Annotated in this window: 13 protein-coding genes; 8 read left to right on the top strand and 5 right to left on the bottom strand. The window is 71.6% G+C overall.

Annotated features, from left to right (window positions below; translation table 11 throughout):
- Positions 1-2: 2 nt before the first annotated feature.
- From ACX12L_RS04125 to ACX12L_RS04110, 4 genes are all read right to left on the bottom strand, one after another.
- Complete coding sequence (locus tag ACX12L_RS04125) at positions 3-893, bottom strand: copper chaperone PCu(A)C (protein ID WP_459261416.1); 891 nt, start codon at positions 891-893, stop codon at positions 3-5.
- A 20-nt stretch (positions 894-913) separates the two neighbouring features.
- Positions 914-3,217 carry a TonB-dependent receptor gene (locus tag ACX12L_RS04120; RefSeq protein WP_459261415.1) on the bottom strand — a complete coding sequence of 768 codons (2,304 nt, stop codon included), beginning with the start codon at positions 3,215-3,217 and terminating at the stop codon, positions 914-916.
- A 103-nt stretch (positions 3,218-3,320) separates the two neighbouring features.
- Complete coding sequence (locus tag ACX12L_RS04115; RefSeq protein ID WP_459261413.1) at positions 3,321-3,692, bottom strand: hypothetical protein; 372 nt, start codon at positions 3,690-3,692, stop codon at positions 3,321-3,323.
- Between the two features lie 143 nt (positions 3,693-3,835).
- Positions 3,836-4,816, bottom strand: coding sequence for a Bug family tripartite tricarboxylate transporter substrate binding protein (locus ACX12L_RS04110; RefSeq protein ID WP_459261412.1), 981 nt, complete (start codon positions 4,814-4,816; stop codon positions 3,836-3,838).
- A 162-nt stretch (positions 4,817-4,978) separates the two neighbouring features.
- On the opposite strand from ACX12L_RS04110, the gene ACX12L_RS04105 reads away from it, so the two are divergent.
- The 5 genes from ACX12L_RS04105 (at position 4,979) to priA (ending at position 12,941) form a co-directional block, all read left to right on the top strand.
- A complete protein-coding gene (locus ACX12L_RS04105) occupies positions 4,979-7,186 on the top strand; it encodes a protein-disulfide reductase DsbD family protein (protein ID WP_459261411.1) in 2,208 nt (735 codons plus the stop codon).
- A 26-nt stretch (positions 7,187-7,212) separates the two neighbouring features.
- Positions 7,213-7,821: a redoxin domain-containing protein gene (locus tag ACX12L_RS04100; RefSeq protein WP_459261410.1), complete on the top strand. Its 609-nt coding sequence runs from the start codon at positions 7,213-7,215 to the stop codon at positions 7,819-7,821.
- A 188-nt stretch (positions 7,822-8,009) separates the two neighbouring features.
- Positions 8,010-9,038, top strand: a complete 1,029-nt coding sequence (locus tag ACX12L_RS04095) for a L,D-transpeptidase family protein (protein ID WP_459261408.1) — start codon at positions 8,010-8,012, stop codon at positions 9,036-9,038.
- A gap of 55 nt (positions 9,039-9,093) precedes the next feature.
- The gene (gene hemE, locus ACX12L_RS04090) at positions 9,094-10,212 is read left to right on the top strand and encodes a uroporphyrinogen decarboxylase (protein WP_459261407.1); all 1,119 of its coding nucleotides are present in this window, start codon (positions 9,094-9,096) and stop codon (positions 10,210-10,212) included.
- Between the two features lie 617 nt (positions 10,213-10,829).
- Positions 10,830-12,941, top strand: coding sequence for a replication restart helicase PriA (gene priA / locus ACX12L_RS04085; RefSeq protein WP_459261405.1), 2,112 nt, complete (start codon positions 10,830-10,832; stop codon positions 12,939-12,941).
- Between the two features lie 8 nt (positions 12,942-12,949).
- Here the strand turns inward: priA and ACX12L_RS04080 are convergent, their stop codons facing one another.
- Positions 12,950-13,852: a LysR family transcriptional regulator gene (locus ACX12L_RS04080; RefSeq protein WP_459261403.1), complete on the bottom strand. Its 903-nt coding sequence runs from the start codon at positions 13,850-13,852 to the stop codon at positions 12,950-12,952.
- A 116-nt stretch (positions 13,853-13,968) separates the two neighbouring features.
- Between ACX12L_RS04080 and ACX12L_RS04075 the strand changes: the two genes are divergently transcribed.
- Genes ACX12L_RS04075 through ACX12L_RS04065 form a run of 3 tightly spaced genes read left to right on the top strand, consistent with a single transcriptional unit; the run spans position 13,969 to position 17,852 of the window.
- Positions 13,969-14,934, top strand: coding sequence for a Bug family tripartite tricarboxylate transporter substrate binding protein (locus tag ACX12L_RS04075; RefSeq protein ID WP_459261491.1), 966 nt, complete (start codon positions 13,969-13,971; stop codon positions 14,932-14,934).
- A 13-nt stretch (positions 14,935-14,947) separates the two neighbouring features.
- Positions 14,948-17,074 carry an acetate--CoA ligase family protein gene (locus ACX12L_RS04070; RefSeq protein WP_459261401.1) on the top strand — a complete coding sequence of 709 codons (2,127 nt, stop codon included), beginning with the start codon at positions 14,948-14,950 and terminating at the stop codon, positions 17,072-17,074.
- Positions 17,061-17,852 carry an enoyl-CoA hydratase/isomerase family protein gene (locus ACX12L_RS04065; protein WP_459261400.1) on the top strand — a complete coding sequence of 264 codons (792 nt, stop codon included), beginning with the start codon at positions 17,061-17,063 and terminating at the stop codon, positions 17,850-17,852. Before ACX12L_RS04070 ends, ACX12L_RS04065 begins: the two co-directional genes overlap by 14 nt.
- The last annotated feature ends 6 nt before the right edge of the window (positions 17,853-17,858 follow it).

The following is a 17,858-nucleotide window of genomic DNA, read 5'->3' as shown; positions in this document are numbered from 1 at the left end:
CCTCACTCGTGCCGGTGGGCCGGGCCAGCCCCGCCCGGCGCCGCCTGCCGCACCTCGGCCTGCAGCGTGCGCTCCGTGCGCGTGCCGGCCGCGTCCTCGAAGCGCAGGGTCAGGGCGATGGCGCTGCCCGCGGCCAGGGGCTCCTTCAGGTCCATCAGCATGACGTGGTAGCCGCCGGGCGCCAGCGCCACGCTCTGGCGCGGCGGCAGGTCCAGCGCCGCGATGGCGCGCATGCGCATGGTGCCGCCGTCCATCTTCATTTCGTGGACTTCGGCCACGCCGGCCACGGGGGAGGAAACGCCCACGAGCCGCGCGCCCGACGGGGCCTGCAGCGTCATGAACGCGCCGGTGCCGCCCTGGCCCGCCACGGTGGCGCGCACCCAGGCGTTCTTCACGTCCACGGGCGCCACGCCGGCGGGCAGCACGTCCAGCCGGGCCGCGGGCCGGGGCAGCTTGGCGGCGTCGCCCGGCTGGGGCACCTGCGTCCAGTCGGCCTGGCCCACGTCGCACACCTGCCGCGCGGGGAAGTACAGCGCGCCCGGGGTGGCGGGCAGCGTGCCGCGCACGATGAATTCGCCCTTGTCGTGGCCGCGCAGGGCGGTGGCGGCGGAGTCGGCCGTCCAGCGCACTTCGCCGCCCTGGGCACCGGCAGGCGGGGCCGCCAGCGTCCAGCCGGGGCGCGGCAGGGCTTCGGCGAAGCGAAAGCCCGCGGGCAGCTGCACCGCCAGCGCCGTGGTGGCCTGCGCGCCCTGGCAGGCGTGGCCGATGGAGAAGGCGGCGTCATAGGTGCTGCCCGCCGTGGCGCCGCCCGGGGGCAGCACGACGTGGCCGGAGGCCGCCGTGGCGGCGCAGAAAGCGGCCGTGGCGGCCAGGCGTTGCGAGAGGTGTTTCATGGCAGGGTCCTTGCAAGACATCACAGATCCCAGCGCAGCGAGGCCGTGTAGGTGCGCTGCGGATAGGGGTGGAAGTTCCAGTACTGGTAGTTGTTGGCGTTGTCGATGCCCAGCGCCGCCGAGAGCTGCCGCGTGAGCCTGTAGCGTGCGCGCAGGTCCACGGTGAAGTACCGGCTCGCGCCGAAGTAGGCGAAGGCGTTCACGTCGCTGTTGTCCAGCGTGGAGTACTGGCGCCCGCTGTAGCGCGCGGCCACCGTGAAGGCCCAGCGGTCGCCGGGCTGCCAGGTGGCGTAGGCGGTGGAGCGCCAGCGCGGCACGCGCGGCTGCCACTTGTCCACGCTCGCCGGATTGGCGGCGTTGGCCACGATCCGGGAGTCGGCATAGGTGAGGCTGGCGCCCAGGTCCAGCCCGCGCATCCATTCCGGCTGGCCGCTGTAGGCCAGCTCCAGGCCCAGCGTGCGGATCTTGTCCACGTTCTGCACGCGCGAGGTGGTGGTGCCCGGCACCAGCTGGCTGTAGAGCGCGTCCGAGGTGGTTTCATGGAACAGCGTGGCGCGCGCCAGGCCGCTGCCCAGGTCCTTCTCGGCGGAGAGCTCGCCGGTCCACGACTTCTCGGGCTTCAGGCCCGGGTCGTTGATGAACGACAGCGCCCCGCCCGACGTGGCGCCATACAGCTCGCCCACCGTGGGAAAGCGCACCGCGCGCCCCACCGAGGCCTTGAGCACGGTGTCGCTGCGCCACTGGTAGGCCAGCGCCGCCTTGGGCGAGAAGTGCGACGCGCTGCGGCGGTCGTAGGCCTGGCGGCTGCTGGCCGTGGCCGTGAAGCCGTCGTGCGCCGTCCAGTCCTCCCAGCGCAGGCCCAGCACGGCCGTCCAGCGCGGCGCGAAGCGCCACGCGTCCTGCGCCCACAGGTAGGCCGTTTCGGCGCGGCCGCCCACGCGGCTCACGGGCGACGCGGGGTTGGCGGCGCCGTCCATCCAGCTGCCCGCCACGTTCAGCTTGTCGATGCCGAGCCTGTACGCGTCGCGCCCCGCGCCGAAGTCCACGATGTGCGCCCCCTGCGCGCCCTGCGGGCGCCAGGTGCCCTTGGCGGCCAGGGTGTTCCAGCCCGTGCCGTCCTGGCGCTGCAGCGTGCCGGGCCCGCCCGCGGCGGCCTGCGGGAGGGCCACGGTGGGGGCGCGCTGGCGGTCCCTGCCGTAGTCGTAGAGGCTGGCCGCGAGCTCCCAGTCGAAGACGTCGCCGGTGTGGCTCTTGACCGACACGCCGTGCATGGTGTGCGTCTGCGCGTCGTTGGTGAGCGGGAACGCCGTGGGCGCGAGGGTGTAGCCGCGCCCGCCGATGTTCACCGCGCCGCTGTAGACCGGCTGGCCGTCCGGCCCGGCCAGGAAGCTCGCGGGGCGCCCCTCGGAGCGGTTGTTCCACCAGCCCAGGGTGTAGCTCGCGCGCAGCGTGGGCGTGAGGTCGTAGGCGAGCTTGAGCTTGGCGTGGTCCTGCACCGTGTGGTACTGCGTGCCGGTGCCGAGGATGTACCACGGCGTGTTCGTGGTGCTCAGCCCCGGCACGGCGCCCGACACGGGCGTGCCCGCCGCGCCCGGCGTGCCCGATGCCACGGGCACCGTGGCGAAGGTCTGCGGCTGGCCCTGGCTGTCGGTGCGGTGCACGTTGAGCCACCACGACCAGTCGCCGCTCCTGCTGCCGAGCGATGCGCTGGTCTGCCAGCTGCTGAACGTGCGGTGGGTGCCGTACAGCTCGTTGGGCTGCGACGAATAGCCCGCGCCCACGTGCGCTTCCAGTTTGGTGGGCATGCGCGTCACGTAGTCCACCACCGCGCCGGCCGAGTTGCCCGGGTAGGCCGCGGAGAACGGGCCGTACATCACGTCCACGCGCTCGATCTCCTCGGGCGTCACCAGGCCCCAGCGCGGCGCGTAGTTGGTGCCGTTGGCGATGCCGTTGCCCAGGTAGTTGGACAGCAGGATGCCGTCGGCGTACACGGCCGAGCGCGCGCTGTTGCCCGTGCCCGAGGCGCGCGTGGACAGGATGGCGTGGTTGTAGTCGCCGATGTAGCGCTTGCGCACCAGCAGGCTGGGCAGGTACTTGAGCGCGTCCTCGCTGTCGGTGGCGTTGATGCGCGCGTCGATCTCCTCGCGCGTCACGCCCTCGATGGTGGTGGGGATCTGCGTGGGCAGCGAGCTCGGCTGCCCCCCGCTCACGGTGACGACGCCGAGCGACCTGGCGCGCTCCGGCGCCTCGCCGGCCGCGCCGGTGCCGGCCTGCGCGCAGGCCAGGGCGCCGCCCAGCACGAGCGGCACGAAAGACTTGTTCATGGATGACCTCTGCGGCGCCCCTCAGGCGCCAGGAACTTGCACGGGCCGATGCGGCGCGCCCACCGCACGGGCCGGCAAGCCGCAAGGCATCAGGAAGGCAGGTTCAGAGGCGGGGCGGCCCGCGGGCGGGCAGCGGCGCGGCCGTGGCGGCCGCCAGGCGCGCGGCGGCGATGGGCCGCAGCACATGGGACAGGGGGGCCGGCGGCGGCTGCGCGCCCGCCGGCGCGGGCGGCGGTGGCGCCGCCAGCGGCATGCACATGGGACAGTCGAGATGGGCCGCGCCCATGGCCGGCGCGCCGCCGTCCTGCTTGGCGATCACCTGCATCACGCCCGTGCCGGAGCACACCAGCTCCAGCCCCTGCGGATTCACCAGCGGCGAGGCCACCGCCACGCCCAGCGACAGCGCGAACCACGCCAGCACCGCGCGGCCCAGCAAGGCGGGCGCCAGGGTGCGGAGGCGGTGGATGAACGGCATGCCGGACGAAAGCGGAAGGGTGGGGGCGCGTGAAGGCCGGGCATGGTAACACCCGCCCGCCCGCTGCCATGGCCCTCCGCGGCCCGCGGCCTCTTCCGCCAGGACGGCAGCGCACTGGCCATCCAGCGCGCGTGCCGGACGCTCTACTCGATCTTGAAGTTCGTCTCCTTGACGATGCGCTTCCAGCGCTCGTTGTCGGAGGCGATCAGGCGCCCGAACTCCTGGGGCGTGCTGCGCCGCGGCACGTAGTTGTAGGTCTTGAGCTTGGCCAGCACGTCGGGCATCTGCATGACCTTGTCCATCTGCTGCGCCAGCAGGTTCACGATTTCCTTGGGCGTTCCCTTGGGCGCGAGCAGCCCCGACCAGGAGCTGAAGTTCATGCCCTCGACGCCCGCCTCGGCGATCGTCGGCACCTGGGGGAAGGACTCGGCGCGCTGGGGCAGCAGCACGGCCAGGGCCTTGACCTTGCCCGCGCGGATCATCTCCACCGAGGCGAAGGAGTCGAACGAGAAGTCCACCTCGCCCGCCACCACGGCCTGCATCTGCGGGCTCGTGCCCTTGTACTGCGCGTTGATGATGCCGGGCGCGCCCACCACCGTCTTGAACTGCTCGGTGATCAGGGAAATCATGCTGCTGCCCGAGGAGGCGGTCAGCGACTTGCCCTGCCTGGCCAGGCCGATGAGCTCCTGCATGTTGTTGGCGGGCAGGTCCTTGCGCGCGATGACCACGAAGCCCACGTCGCACAGGTGGGCGATGGGCTCGAAGCTCGCCAGCGCCTCGTACTGGGTCTTGTAGATCACGGGGCTGAGCGTCTGCGCGCCCGCGGTGTTGAGCAGCAGCGTGTAGCCGTCGGGCGCGGCGCGCGCCACCAGGTCGGTGCCGATGACGCCGTTGGCGCCGCCCTTGTTGTCCACGATGAAGGACTGGCCCATCAGCTCGCCGAGCTTCTGCAGGGTGAGCCGCGCCACCACGTCGGTGGTGCCGCCGGCGGGAAAGGGCACGATGACCCGCACCGGCTTGTCCGGATAGGCCGCGGCGCGCGCCTGCAGCGGCAGCCCCCAGGCGGCGGCCGCCGAAGCAGCCGCGGCCGTGGTCATGAATCGGCGGCGTGAAGTCTCCACCATGTGCTTGTCTCCTGTGTCGTCATAGTTGGCGTTACGCCGATAATGGCCAGCCGACTTATATCCTGTCAAATATCGAAAACCTATTCGTCGATATTTTTCTCAAATAGATGCGCGTTCCCGCGCCGGGAACCAATCCCCCTCCCCTGGCTCCCACCGTCCGTCATGCCGCCTCCTCCCATTTCACGCCATGCCGCCGCGCAGCGCCTGCGGCTCTGGCTGGCCGCCCTGTTTTTGATAGCAGCCAGCGCCCTGCCAGCGGGCGCTGCGGCGCAAATCCTCCTGAAACAGGGCGGTGCCCAGGCGGCCGGCGTCCAGACCGAGCATGTGCGCGCCGAGCTCGTGGCCCAGGCGCCCGACGGCGTGGGGCCGGGCAGGCCGCTGTGGCTGGGCCTGTCGATCACGCACGCGCCCGGCTGGCACACCTACTGGAAGAACGCGGGCGATTCGGGCCTGCCCACGCAGCTGGAGTGGAAGCTGCCGCCCGGCATGGAGGCGGGCGAGATCGCCTGGCCCGTGCCGCGCAGGATCCGCGTCGGCACGCTGGCCAACTACGGCTACGAGGGCCAGGTGCTGCTGCCCGTGCCGGTCGCCGTTTCGGACGCCTTCGCCCCCGGCCCGTTGGCCAAGGAGGCGACGGTGCGGCTGCAGGCCTCGTGGCTGGTGTGCCGCCAGGAATGCATCCCCGAAGAGGGCGAATTCGTGCTGCAGATCCCCATCCAGGGCACGACGGCGCTGCACGCCGCGCAGTTCGAGGCCGCGGCCCGGGCGCACCCCAGCCCGCTGGCCCCGGGCGCGGGCAGCGGCGCGCAGGTGGAGGACGGCGCCCTGGCGCTCAAGGTGGCGGGCCTGCCCGCCGCGCTGCGCGGGCAGGCGCTGGAGGTGTTCGCCGAGACGGCCGACGTGATCGAGACCGCCGCCGACCCGTCGCAGCAATGGCAGGGCGACACCTGGGTGGCGCGCCTGCCGCTCTCGCCCCAGCGCAGCGCCGGCCCCGACCCGGTGCCGCTGGTGCTGGCCCACGGCGGCCAGGGCTGGCGCGTGGAGCTGCCCGTGCAGGGCGGCTGGCCGCAGGCGGCGGCCATGGCGCAGGTGTCGCCCGCGCTGGAAGCCGCGCTGCGCGCGAACGCCGCCGGCGCCGCAGCCCCCGCGCCCACGCCGGCGCCCATGGGCCTGTGGCTCGCCGCGCTGGGCGGCGCGCTGCTGGGCGGGCTGATCCTCAACCTCATGCCCTGCGTGTTCCCGGTGCTCGCGATCAAGGTGGTGGGCTTCGCGCGCCATGCGCAGGACCGCCGCGCGCACCGCATCGGCGGGCTGGCCTACACGGCGGGCGTGGTGCTGTCCTTCCTGCTGCTGGGCGCGGCCATGCTCGCGCTGCGCGCGGCGGGCGACGCCGTGGGCTGGGGCTTCCAGCTGCAGTCGCCCGCTGTGGTGGCGCTGCTGGCGGCGCTGTTCACGGTGATCGGGCTCAACCTGGCGGGCGTGTTCGAGTTCGGCGCCATGCTGCCCTCGCGCCTGGCCGGCCTGCAGGCGCGCCACCCCGTGGCCGACGCCTTCCTGACCGGCGTGCTGGCCGTGGCCGTGGCATCGCCCTGCACGGCGCCGTTCATGGGCGCGTCGCTGGGCCTCACGGCCACGCTGCCGGGCGCGCAGGCGCTCTCCATCTTCGCGGCGCTGGGCCTGGGGCTGGCGCTGCCGTACCTGCTGGCGAGCTGGCTGCCCGGCTTCGCGCGCGCCCTGCCCCGCCCCGGCGCGTGGATGCAGACGCTGCGCCGCCTGATGGCCTTCCCCATGTTCGCCACCGTGGTGTGGCTGGTGTGGGTGCTGGGCCAGCAAAGCGGCATCGACGGCGCGGCGGCGCTGCTGGCGCTGCTGGTGGCGCTCGCGATGGCCGTGTGGACGCTCACGCTGCGCGGGCGCGGGCGGGCCGTGCTCGCTCCGCTTTCGATAGCTGCCTGCGCCTGGCTGGCCTGGAATTGGATTCCCAAGATCGTTGAAATCCAGAACAATCAAGCGCAATCAGCTATTATTTCAGGAGTTTGGCAGCCCTGGCAGACGGGCCTGCCCGAGCAGCTCCTGGCCCGGGGCCAGCCCGTGTTCGTGGACTACACGGCCGCCTGGTGCGTGACCTGCCAGTACAACAAGAAGACCACGCTGTCGAATGCCGAGGTGCTGCGCGGCTTCGCCGCCAAGAACGTGGCGCTGCTGCGCGCCGACTGGACGCGGCGCGACCCGGCCATCACCGCCGCGCTGGCGCAGCTGGGCCGCAGCGGCGTGCCGGTGTACGTGCTGCACGCGCCGGGCCGGGCGCCCGTGGTGTTCAGCGAGATACTGGGCTCCGACGCACTGCGCGCCGCCATCGAATCGCTCTAACCCGGACCGGACTGGAGGACATCGCCATGCAGACGCTTCGCCGCACCCTCGTCGCCCTGCCCCTGCTGCTCGCCGCCCTCGGCGCGCACGCCGCCGCCGCGGTGGGCCAGATCGCGCCGGACTTCACGCTGCAGAGCACCGAGGGCAGGCCCGTGCGCCTGTCGGAGCTGCGCGGCAAGTACGTGGTGCTGGAGTGGACCAACCCCGGCTGCCCCTTCGTGCGCAAGCACTACGACAGCGGCAACATGCCCGCCACGCAGAAGGCCGCGCGCGAGCAGGGGCTGGCGTGGCTCTCCATCAACTCCACCGCGAAGGCGAGCGGCGACTACCTGGAGCCCGCACGGCTCGCCGCCTGGCTCGCCGGGCGCAAGGCCCAGCCCACGGCCATCCTGATGGACGAGGAAGGCACGGCGGGCCACGCCTACGGCGCGCGCACCACGCCGCACATGTACGTCATCGACCCCGGGGGCACGCTGGTCTACGCGGGCGGCATCGACAGCATCCCCTCGGCGCGCGTGGCCGACATCGAGCGCGCCACCAACTACGTGAAGGCCGCGCTCGCCGACATCGCCGCGCAGCGGCCCATCGCGGCGGCGGCCACGCAGCCCTACGGCTGCAGCATCAAGTACCAGTGATCCGGGCCTGCTGCCACGCGCCTGGAATCACGCCAGCAGCAGCCCGCCGAACCACGCGCCAGCCCCCGGTCCAGCGTCATGCGGAATTCCAGCGCCGCGGCAGGCCCTCGCCAGTGTGGCGCGGGCGCATCGCCGCGCCGCCCGCAATGGTCGGAACTCCGGGGGGCGCCGCCGGATAATCGGCGGCCATGCATCCGCCGCGTCTTTCCCTCGCCGTGCGCGCCACGGCCCTGGCCTTCATGGGGCTGGGCTGCCTCGTTGCGCAGGCCCGGGCCGGCTCCCTGCACGAGGCCGCCGCGCCGCGCCCCTTCAGCCAGCCCGAGCCGCTGGCGCAGGAGCTGCGCCATCGCATGGAGTCCCCGCTGGTGCGCGAGCTGCAGGTGCGCCTGCGCCACGCCAGGTACCTGGCGCTGTACGACGTGGACGACCGCTACGGCCTGAAGACGCGCGAGACGGTGCGCAAGTTCCAGAAGGACCACGGCCTGCGCGAAACGGGCGTGGTGGACCAGGCCACCTGGGACCGGCTGCTGCCCAAGTCGCACAAGCCCACGGCCGCGGAGCTGGGCAACACCGACGTGGGCCCCTGGTTCACGGGCCCCGGGCAGGCGGGCTACATCCGGGAGCTGCAGCACCGGCTCGGGCAGGCGGGGCATTACCAGGGCGCGATCGACGGCGAGTTCCACGGCGCCACGCAGCAGGCGATCAGCGGCTTTCGCACCCGGGTGGGCCTGCCTGCCAGCCAGGTGATGGACGAGCGCACCTGGGCCCGCCTGATCGCCAGGACGCGCACCCCACGCTACGCACAGCTGTTCGACGCGCCGCCGGCGAGCACGCTCGCGCAGGCGCTGGACCCGCGCTGCGCCACGGGCCGGGTCGTGTGCATCTCGCGGGAGCAGAAAAGAATGTCGCTCGTGGTCGATGGCCGCGCGCTGTTCACGCGCGAGGCGCGCTTCGCGCGCCCGGGCTGGGAGAGCGACAAGGGCGAGTTCCGCATCTGGTACATGAACAGCGACACGGTCTCGACCATCTTCGGCGAGCGCACGCCCATGCCCTACGCCATCTTCTACGACGGCAACGTGGCCATCCACTATTCCGACGATTTCGACCAGGTGGGCTACGAAGGCGGCTCGCACGGCTGCAGCCAGCTCAGGGACTACCGGGCCGCCAAATGGCTGTACGAGCAGGTCAGGGTGGGCGACAGGGTCGTGGTCTATTGAGCCCTGCGCCTGCCGCGAGGAATGGCCGCACGGGCGGGCTGCGACAATCCCCCCCATGACGACCTCCTTCGCCCCCCTCACCAACGACACCTTTCTGCGCGCCTGCCGCCGCCAGGCCACGGACTACACCCCCCTGTGGCTGATGCGCCAGGCCGGGCGCTACCTGCCCGAATACAAGGCCACGCGCGCCAAGGCCGGCAGCTTCATGGGGCTGGCGACGAACGTGGACTACGCCACCGAGGTGACGCTGCAGCCTTTGGAGCGCTTCCCGCTGGACGCGGCGATCCTGTTCTCCGACATCCTCACCGTGCCCGACGCCATGGGCCTGGGCCTGTCGTTCGCCGAGGGCGAGGGCCCGCGCTTCGCCAAGGCGGTGCGCGACGAGGCCGCCGTGGCCGCGCTGGCCGTGCCCGACATGGACAGGCTGCGCTACGTGTTCGACGCCGTCACCAGCATCCGCCGCGCGCTCGACGGCCGCGTGCCGCTGATCGGCTTCTCGGGCAGCCCCTGGACGCTGGCCTGCTACATGGTCGAGGGCAAGGGCTCGGACGACTACCGCCTGGTCAAGAGCCTGATGTACGCCCGCCCGGACCTGATGCACCGCATCCTGGCCGTGAACGCCGACGCCGTGGCCCAGTACCTGAACGCGCAGATAGACGCCGGCGCCCAGGCAGTGATGATTTTCGACAGCTGGGGCGGCGCGCTGGCCGACGGCATGTTCCAGCAGTTCAGCCTGGCCTACACGGCGCGCGCGCTGGCGCAGCTCAAGCGCACCGGGGCCGATGGCCAGGACGTGCCGCGCATCGTCTTCACCAAGGGCGGCGGCATCTGGCTGCAGGACATGAAGCAGCTCGACTGCGAGGTGCTGGGCCTGGACTGGACGGCCAACCTGGGGCAGGCCCGCGCCATCGTCGGCGGCAGCGTGGGCGGCCCGGGCAAGGCGCTGCAGGGCAACATCGACCCCAACGTGCTGTTCGCCCCGCCCCAGGCGATCGCGGCCCAGGCGCGCGCCGTGCTCGACAGCTTCGGCAAGCCCCACACCGACAGGAATACCACGGGCCCCACGCACATCTTCAACCTGGGCCACGGCATCAGCCAGCACACGCCGCCCGAGCACGTGGCGGCGCTGGTGGAGGCGGTGCACGGCTATTCCCGCAGCCTGCGCCAGCAGTGAACGCCTGCTCGCATGCGGCGCCCCTCGCGGGCCAGTTGTGCACAAACCGGGCCGGGTGTCGCGGGGGCGACGATCCACGGCCTGCGCGCCGCATGCAGACCCGCGGGGAAGGAGACAGCCACGCAAGTGGTTGATTCATATGGACATCGCAAGCATGCCGCTTTTGTAAGCAAGTTAAACAAACCACGTAGCGACAAGGGATTGCAGAGGGTGGCCGAGGGATATCAACAAAGTTATCCACAGAAAAACTGGACTTCTTCCGAATCCCTCGCAAAATCAAGCACTTGCCACCGAAAGTGCATGCGAAACCCCATGGCCGCTGGCGCGGCCTACCACATTTCCGGGATGCTTTCGCCTATTGACAGCGCAGTTGTGCACATGTTTGGCGCGGCGGCAGTGCCGGGCCTGCATGCCGCGACAATGTCCGCGCCACGCCATGCGGCATGACAAAGATCATTGATTCATAAGGGGTTTTCTTTGATGGCACTGGCAAATGCGCTAGCACCAGGGTTAGCAACCATGCGGCCTGCAGCCAGGTCCGCGCGGTTTTTCAACAAAGTTATCCACAGAATGCCCGTTTTTTGTGAACAAGGCTGTGGAGCCATGCCGGGCCGCCCATGAGCCATGCCTTCCCGGGCTTGGTGCAGGTCGCCGTCAGCACTCCGGCCCACAGCGCCGTGGGCGACCTGCTGAGCTACGCCTGCGCCGCCCCCCTGGCGCCGGGCACGCTGGTGCGCGTGCCGCTGGGCGCGCGCGAGGTGCTGGGCGTGGTCTGGGACGATCCTGCCGAGCCCCCGTCCCTGCCCGCGGGCATGGCGCCGCGCCCGGTGGCGGGCGTGCTCGAGGGCATCGCCCCGCTCGGCGCCGCCTGGCGGCGCCTGGTGGCCTTCACGGCACGCTACTACCAGCGCGCCCTGGGCGAGGTGGCGCTGGCCGCCCTGCCGCCGCAGCTGCGCGAGCTGACGCCCGAACAGATGGCCCGGCGCATGCGCCGCCCCGCGGCCGCGCCAAGGCCCGCAGCCAGCGTCGAGCAAACTACTGAATCAATAGCACTCAGCGCAGAGCAGGAAAGCGCTGCAGCCCAAATAGATGCCAATCCAGGCCCCTTCCTGCTGTTCGGCAGCACCGGCAGCGGCAAGACCGAGGTCTACATGCACTGCGTGGCCCGGGCGCTGGCGGCCAGCCCCGCCGCGCAGGCCCTGGTGATGGTGCCCGAGATCAACCTCACCCCGCAGCTGGAGGCGCGCTTTCGCGCCCGCTTCGCGCCCCTGTACGGCGAGGCCGCCGTGGTCAGCCTGCACAGCGGCATGACCAACCCGCAGCGCCTGAAAAGCTGGCTGGCCGCGCACCAGGGCGCGGCGCGCATCGTGCTGGGCACGCGCATGGCGGTGTTCGCCAGCCTGCCGGGCCTGCGGCTCATCGTGGTGGACGAGGAGCACGACGCCAGCTACAAGCAGCAGGAGGGCGCGCGCTACTCCGCGCGCGACCTGGCGCTGTGGCGCGCGCGCGAGCAGCACGCCAAGGCCATCCTGGGCAGCGCCACGCCGTCGCTGGAGAGCTGGCACGCGAGCAGCCCCGAGGTGGGCCGCTACCAGCGGCTGGCCATGCCCAGCCGCATCGGCGCGGGCGAGCTGCCGCGCCTGCGCCTGGTGGACATGGGCCAGCAGCCGCGCGGTGCGGTGTTCTCGCCGCCGCTGCTGGCGGCCATCACCGAGCGCGTGGAGCGCGGCGAGCAGTGCCTGGTGCTGCTCAACCGCCGGGGCTTCGCGCCCGTGCTGCACTGCCACGACTGCGGCTGGAAGAGCGACTGCCCGCACTGCAGCGCCCACCAGGTGTTCCACAAGATCGACCGCACGCTGCGCTGCCACCACTGCGGCCACGCGCAGCGCGTGCCGCGCGCCTGCCCCGGCTGCGGCAACCCGGACATCGCCCCCGTGGGCCGGGGCACGGAGCAGCTGGAGGAGCAGCTGGCCGCGCTGCTGCGCAACGTGATCACGCCCGAGCGCCGCGCCGCGCGCGTGGCGCGCATCGACGCCGACACCACCCGCGCCAAGGGCGCGCTGGAGGAGCAGCTGGCCCAGGTGCACGCGGGCGAGGTGGACGTGCTCGTGGGCACGCAGATGGTGGCCAAGGGGCACGACTTCCGCCGCATCACGCTGGTGGCGGCCGTGCAGCCCGACGGGGCGCTGTTCTCCAGCGACTTCCGCGCGCCCGAGCGCCTGTTCTCCCTGCTCATGCAGGCCGCGGGCCGCGCCGGGCGCGACGCACAGTACGTCGCCGCCCAGGCGAGCCCGCCCGAGATGTGGCTGCAGACCTGGCACCCCGACCACGCCGTCTACGCCGCGCTGCGCCGCCACGACTACCCGGCCTTCGCGCAGCAGCAGCTGGCCGAGCGCCGCGAGGCGGGCATGCCGCCCTTCGCCTACCAGGCCCTGGTGCGCGCCGACGCGCGCACCCAGGAAGCGGCCCAGGCCTTCCTGCAGGCCGCCGCCGACGCCGCGCGCGCGGCGCCGCTGCCGGGCCTGGAGCAGGTGTTCATCTTCCCGCCCGTGCCGCTGGCCGTGCAGCGCGTGGCCGACGTGGAGCGCGCGCAGATGCTGCTGGAGAGCCCGCAGCGCGGCGCGCTGCAGCGCTTCCTGGCCGCGTGGCAGCCGCTGCTGCACGCCGAGCGCACGCGCCACCGCGCCCTGGTGCGCTGGCTGGTGGACGTGGATCCGCAGGCTATTTAAGTAGGTTTTCAGTGAGCAAGCAGGCCCGAAGCCAGCAGCCTCACCCGCGAAGCGACCAATCGAGCCCCCTCTGACAGCGGCCGCTGCCGCGACAGGCTCAGCGCGATGGTTCGCCGTATGCCTGGGTGCGTCACGCGGCAGGCCCGCAGCACACCAGCCGCGACCTCCTGTTCCACAGCGGTCCTGGGCAGCAGCGTGAAGGCGTGGCCACTGGCCGCGACGTCCTTCATGGCGGTTCCGGTTTCGACCTCCATCACGACATCCAGCGCCACCCCGTGCTTGCGGCTCAGCCCGTCAAGCGTCGTGCGCAGACCGTTGGGCATAGCGGGCAATACCAGCGGCAAACCCTGCAGCGCGCGGAAGGGCAGCGTCTCGCCGTGCGTGAATTCGGGCCGGCCCGCGTGTCCCACGAGAAAGGTCTCGACTTTGCCCAGCACGTCCTCGCCGCGCAGCGCCGACGAGCCGTAACGGTTGACCACGATCATGTCCAGCCTCCCGGACGAGAGCTGCTCGTCCAGCGAGCCGCTGAACCCTTCCACCACGTGGAGGCGCAGCGCCGGGGCGCGCTCCCGGATATCGGCCAGCAGCATCGGTAACAGTTGGCGCGATAGCGAAGGCAACACGCCCACGTGCACCGTGCCTGTCAGCACGCCCGCAGCCTCGTGCGCCGTGGCATTGAGCTGGTGGAGCTGATCCACCACGCGCTTGACCTCGGGATACATGCGTCGCCCGAACTCTGACAGCGCCATCCCCCGGCCCGTGCGGTCGAACAGCCGCCGGCCCCATGCTGCCTCCAGCATGGCGATGTGGCGGCTGACCAGCGACTGGGCCATGTCCGACGCGACGGCGGCGCGCGACAGCGAATGCATGTCGGCGACGAGCAGGAAAGTGCTGAGCTGCCTGAGAGTCATGATTTCACTTTAATGGAAATCAGAAATCATAGATTTCTACTTTATGGAAATGCGGGCAGCCCCTAATCTCCACCGTGTCCGCAAACACGCAGGAGACAAACTTGAAACTCGCACACATGCTCGCCGCCGCGCTGGCGGCCGCGTCCCTTCTGGCCTCACCCGCCGTCCACGCACAGAAGCCCGGCTACCCGAGCCAGCCGGTCACGCTGGTCGTGCCCTTCCCCGCCGGAGGCCCCACCGACGCGATGGCCCGCGTGCTGGCCCAGAAGCTCGGCCACCGGCTCGGCCAGCAGGTGGTCGTCGACAACCGGGGCGGCGCCGGCGGCGGCATCGCGGCCGAACTGGTAGCGCGCGCGCCAGCCGACGGCTACACGCTGTTCTTCGGCACCACGGGCACGATGGCGATCAACCCCAGCCTCTACGCGAAGCTGCGCTACGACCCGGTGAAGGACTTCGCCCCGATCAGCCTCATGGCCACCACGATGAACGTGCTGGTCGTCAATCCGCAACTGCCGGTCAAGACGCTGGGCGAACTCGTCGCCCTTGCCAAGGCCAAGCCCGGCGAGCTGTCCTACGGCTCAGCGGGCAACGGCAGCTCAAACCACCTGTCGGGAGAGCTCTTCCGCACCTCGGCGGGCATCCAGATCAATCACATTCCGTACAAGGGATCGGCGCCCGCGCTGGTTGATCTGCTGGGTGGACGGCTGTCGATGATGTTCGACACCATCGCGCAGCAGACACAGAACATCGCCGCCGGCAAGGTGAACGCGCTGGCGGTCACGGGCCCCGCGCGCTCGCCGCTGCTGCCCGATGTGCCCACGGCGCAGGAGGCCGGGCTCAAGGGCTTCGATGTGACCATCTGGTACGGCGTGCTTGCGCCCCGGGGCACGCCAGCCGGTGTCATCGACCGGCTGCAGCACGAGATCGCCGCCGTGATGGCAACCGACGAGATGAAGAAGCGCATGCAGGCCGATGGCGCCGAGGCGCGCACCACCACCCCGGCCGAATTCGCCGCGCTCATCCGCAGCGACACCGCCAAGTGGGCACCGGTGGTCAAGAACTCCGGCGCCAGCTTGGACTGAGGCGAGCCGCATCATGGATTCCCTGCTTGATCCCCGCCTGCGGCAGGCATTCGCCCCACGGCGCATCGCCATCGTGGGTGCCACCGAAGACCGCAACAAGGTCGGCGGCCGGCCCCTGCACTACCTCCAGCGCTTCGGCTTCCAGGGGGCGGTCTATCCCATCAACCCGAAACGGGCCACGGTGCAGGGCATGGCGGCTTTCTCCTCGCTCGACGCCGTGCCCGAGGTTCCCGACGTGGCGATCGTCGCGGTAGGGCAGGACGCCGTGCCCGGCGTGATCGCGCAGTGCGGCGCGCAGGGCATCGGCGCGGCAATCGTGATGAGCTCGGGCTTCGGCGAAACCGGCGGCGCCGGCGCCGCGCGGCAGCGGGAGCTGGTGGCGCAGGCGCGGCTGCTGGGCGTGCGGCTGATCGGCCCCAACGCGCAAGGCGTGGCCAACTTCCACAGCGGCGCGGTGATGAACTTCAGCACCATGTTCATGGAAGTCGCCCCCCAGGACGGGCCGGTGGCCATCATCAGCCAGAGCGGCGCCGTCAGCGTCATGCCCTACGCCCTGCTGCGCGAGCGTGGTGTGGGCGTGCGCTACCTCGTCGCATCGGGCAACGACGCCGACGCCTCGGTGAGCGAGCTGGCCCTAGCGGCGGCGGCCGATCCGCACGTCCGCGTGGTGCTGATGTACATCGAATCGCTCGCCGATCCGGCCCTGCTGGCCGAGGTGGCCCGCGTGGCCAGGGCGCGCGGCGCAGCGGTGATCGCGCTCAAGTCAGGCCGCAGCGCGCAGGGCGCGCAGGCGGCCGCGTCGCACACCGGCGCGATCGTCAACGACGACGTGGTGGTGGACGCCTTCCTGCAGCGGCACGGCATCTGGCGCGCGCAGGACGTGCATGGGCTGGTCAACGCCGTAGAGCTGTACCTGGCCGCACCGCCCCGGCCCGCACAGCGGCTGGTGGTCATGAGCCACAGCGGCGCGGTGGGCGTGCTCTGCGCCGATGCGGCCGACGCGCTCGGACTGCCCCTGGCCCAGCTGTCCTCGCCCACCGTGGAGCGCCTCGCGGGGATCATGCCGAGCTTCGCCACGGCCCGCAATCCGGTCGATCTGACCGCCTCCCTCATGACGCAGGGCGGCATGTTCGCGGACACGCTGGCCGCGCTGGCCGCCGACCCGCAGGCGGACATGTTCCTCATCGGAGTGCCGGTGGCCGGCCCCGGCTACGACGTGCCCGGCATGGCCGCGGACGCGGTGCACCTGGCCGCCACGCGCGGCAGGCCGGTCGCCGTATCGGCGCCGCAGCACACGGTTCGCGCCATCTTCCGCCAGGCTGGCGTGCCGGTGTTCACGCACGAGACAGACGCCATCCACGCCCTGCACCAGTGGAGCCGCCACGGCGTGCTCATCGCGCAGGCCGCCGCGCGCGACGCGCTGATGCGGGGCGCCGTACGCATGCCCCAGATCAAGGATGGAGGCGAAACGCTGCTCAACGAGGCCGACAGCCTCGCCCTGCTGTCGGCGGCCGGCATCCCCGCCGTGCCCCACGCACTGTGCCGCAGCCTGGACGAGGCCCTGGCCGCCTGGCGCGCGCTGGGGCCGGCGGTGGTGCTGAAGGCGTGCTCGGCGCGCATTGCGCACAAGTCCGAACACGGGCTGGTCTTCCTGGACGTGGACGGCGAAGCGCAGGTCGAGCGCGCCTGGCAGGCCTGCGCCCAGCGCGTCGCCGCCATGGGCCTGCCCTTCGAGGGTGCGATCGTCGCATCGCGCGTGCGCGGCCGGCGCGAATTCGCCCTCGGCGTGCGCCAGGACCCGGACTTCGGTACGGTGGTGATGGTGAGCGATGGCGGCAAGTACGTCGAGGCCCTGCGCGACTTCGCGGTACTGCTGCACCCATTTTCCGAGGCCGACGTGATCGCCAGCCTGCGCGCGCTGCGCATCGCCCCCATCCTGGCCGGCGTGCGCGGAGAAGCTCCCGTCGACCTCAACGTGGTCGCCCGCGCCGCCGTGGCGCTGGGCGGTCTGGCAGCCGCCAATGCCCATCCCATCGCCTCCATCGACCTCAACCCGCTCATCGTCCGGGACGCAGGCCAGGGAGGCTGGGCCGTTGACGCAGTGATCGAAAGAACCGGAGCCCCTCATGACAAACAATGACACCCTTTTGCTGGAGCACGCCGGCGAGGTCGCCGTGCTGCGCCTGAACCGCCCGGCGGTGATGAACGCCGTCAACGCCCCGCTGCGCACGGCGCTCACGCGGCAGTTGCAGGCGCTCGACGCCGATCCGCAGGTGCGCGCCATCGTGCTCACCGGCAGCGGCGAGCGCGCCTTCTGCGGCGGCCAGGATCTGGACGAATCCGCCACCATCGACACGGGCAACCTAGCAGGCTGGCTCAACCGCCAGCACGCGATGTACCAAGCCGTGCGCGACGTGAACAAACCCATCGTCGCCGCGCTCAACGGCACAGCCGTGGGCGCCGGCTTCCAGATGGCGCTGATGTGCGACCTGCGGGTTGCGCATGCCACGCTGCGCATGGGGCAACCCGAAGTCCGGGCCGGGCTGGCGAGCATCGTCGGCTCCTACCTGATGTCGCTGCAGATCGGCCATTCGCTGAACCAGCAACTGTCGCTGACCGGCGAACTCATCACCGGCGAGCGAGCGCATGCGATCGGCCTGGTCAACGACCTCGAGCCCGCCGGCGAGGTGCTGCCGCGCGCCATCGAACGCGCACAGGCGCTCGCGGCGCTGCCCGGCGCCGCGCTGCGCACCACCAAGCAACGCTTTCGCGAAAGAACGCAGGCCGGCTTCGAGGAGGCCTGCAGCGCGGGCATCCGCTACCAGCTGGAGTGCTACTCCACAGGGGAGCCGCAGCGCGTAATGCGCGAGTTCATCGCCCGCCGCGATGCCAAGACCCCTTCTCTCCACAAGGATTGACCGCCC

This window comes from Alicycliphilus sp. T452, assembly GCF_054512775.1.
This window is presented reverse-complemented; position numbering and strand designations above follow the sequence as displayed.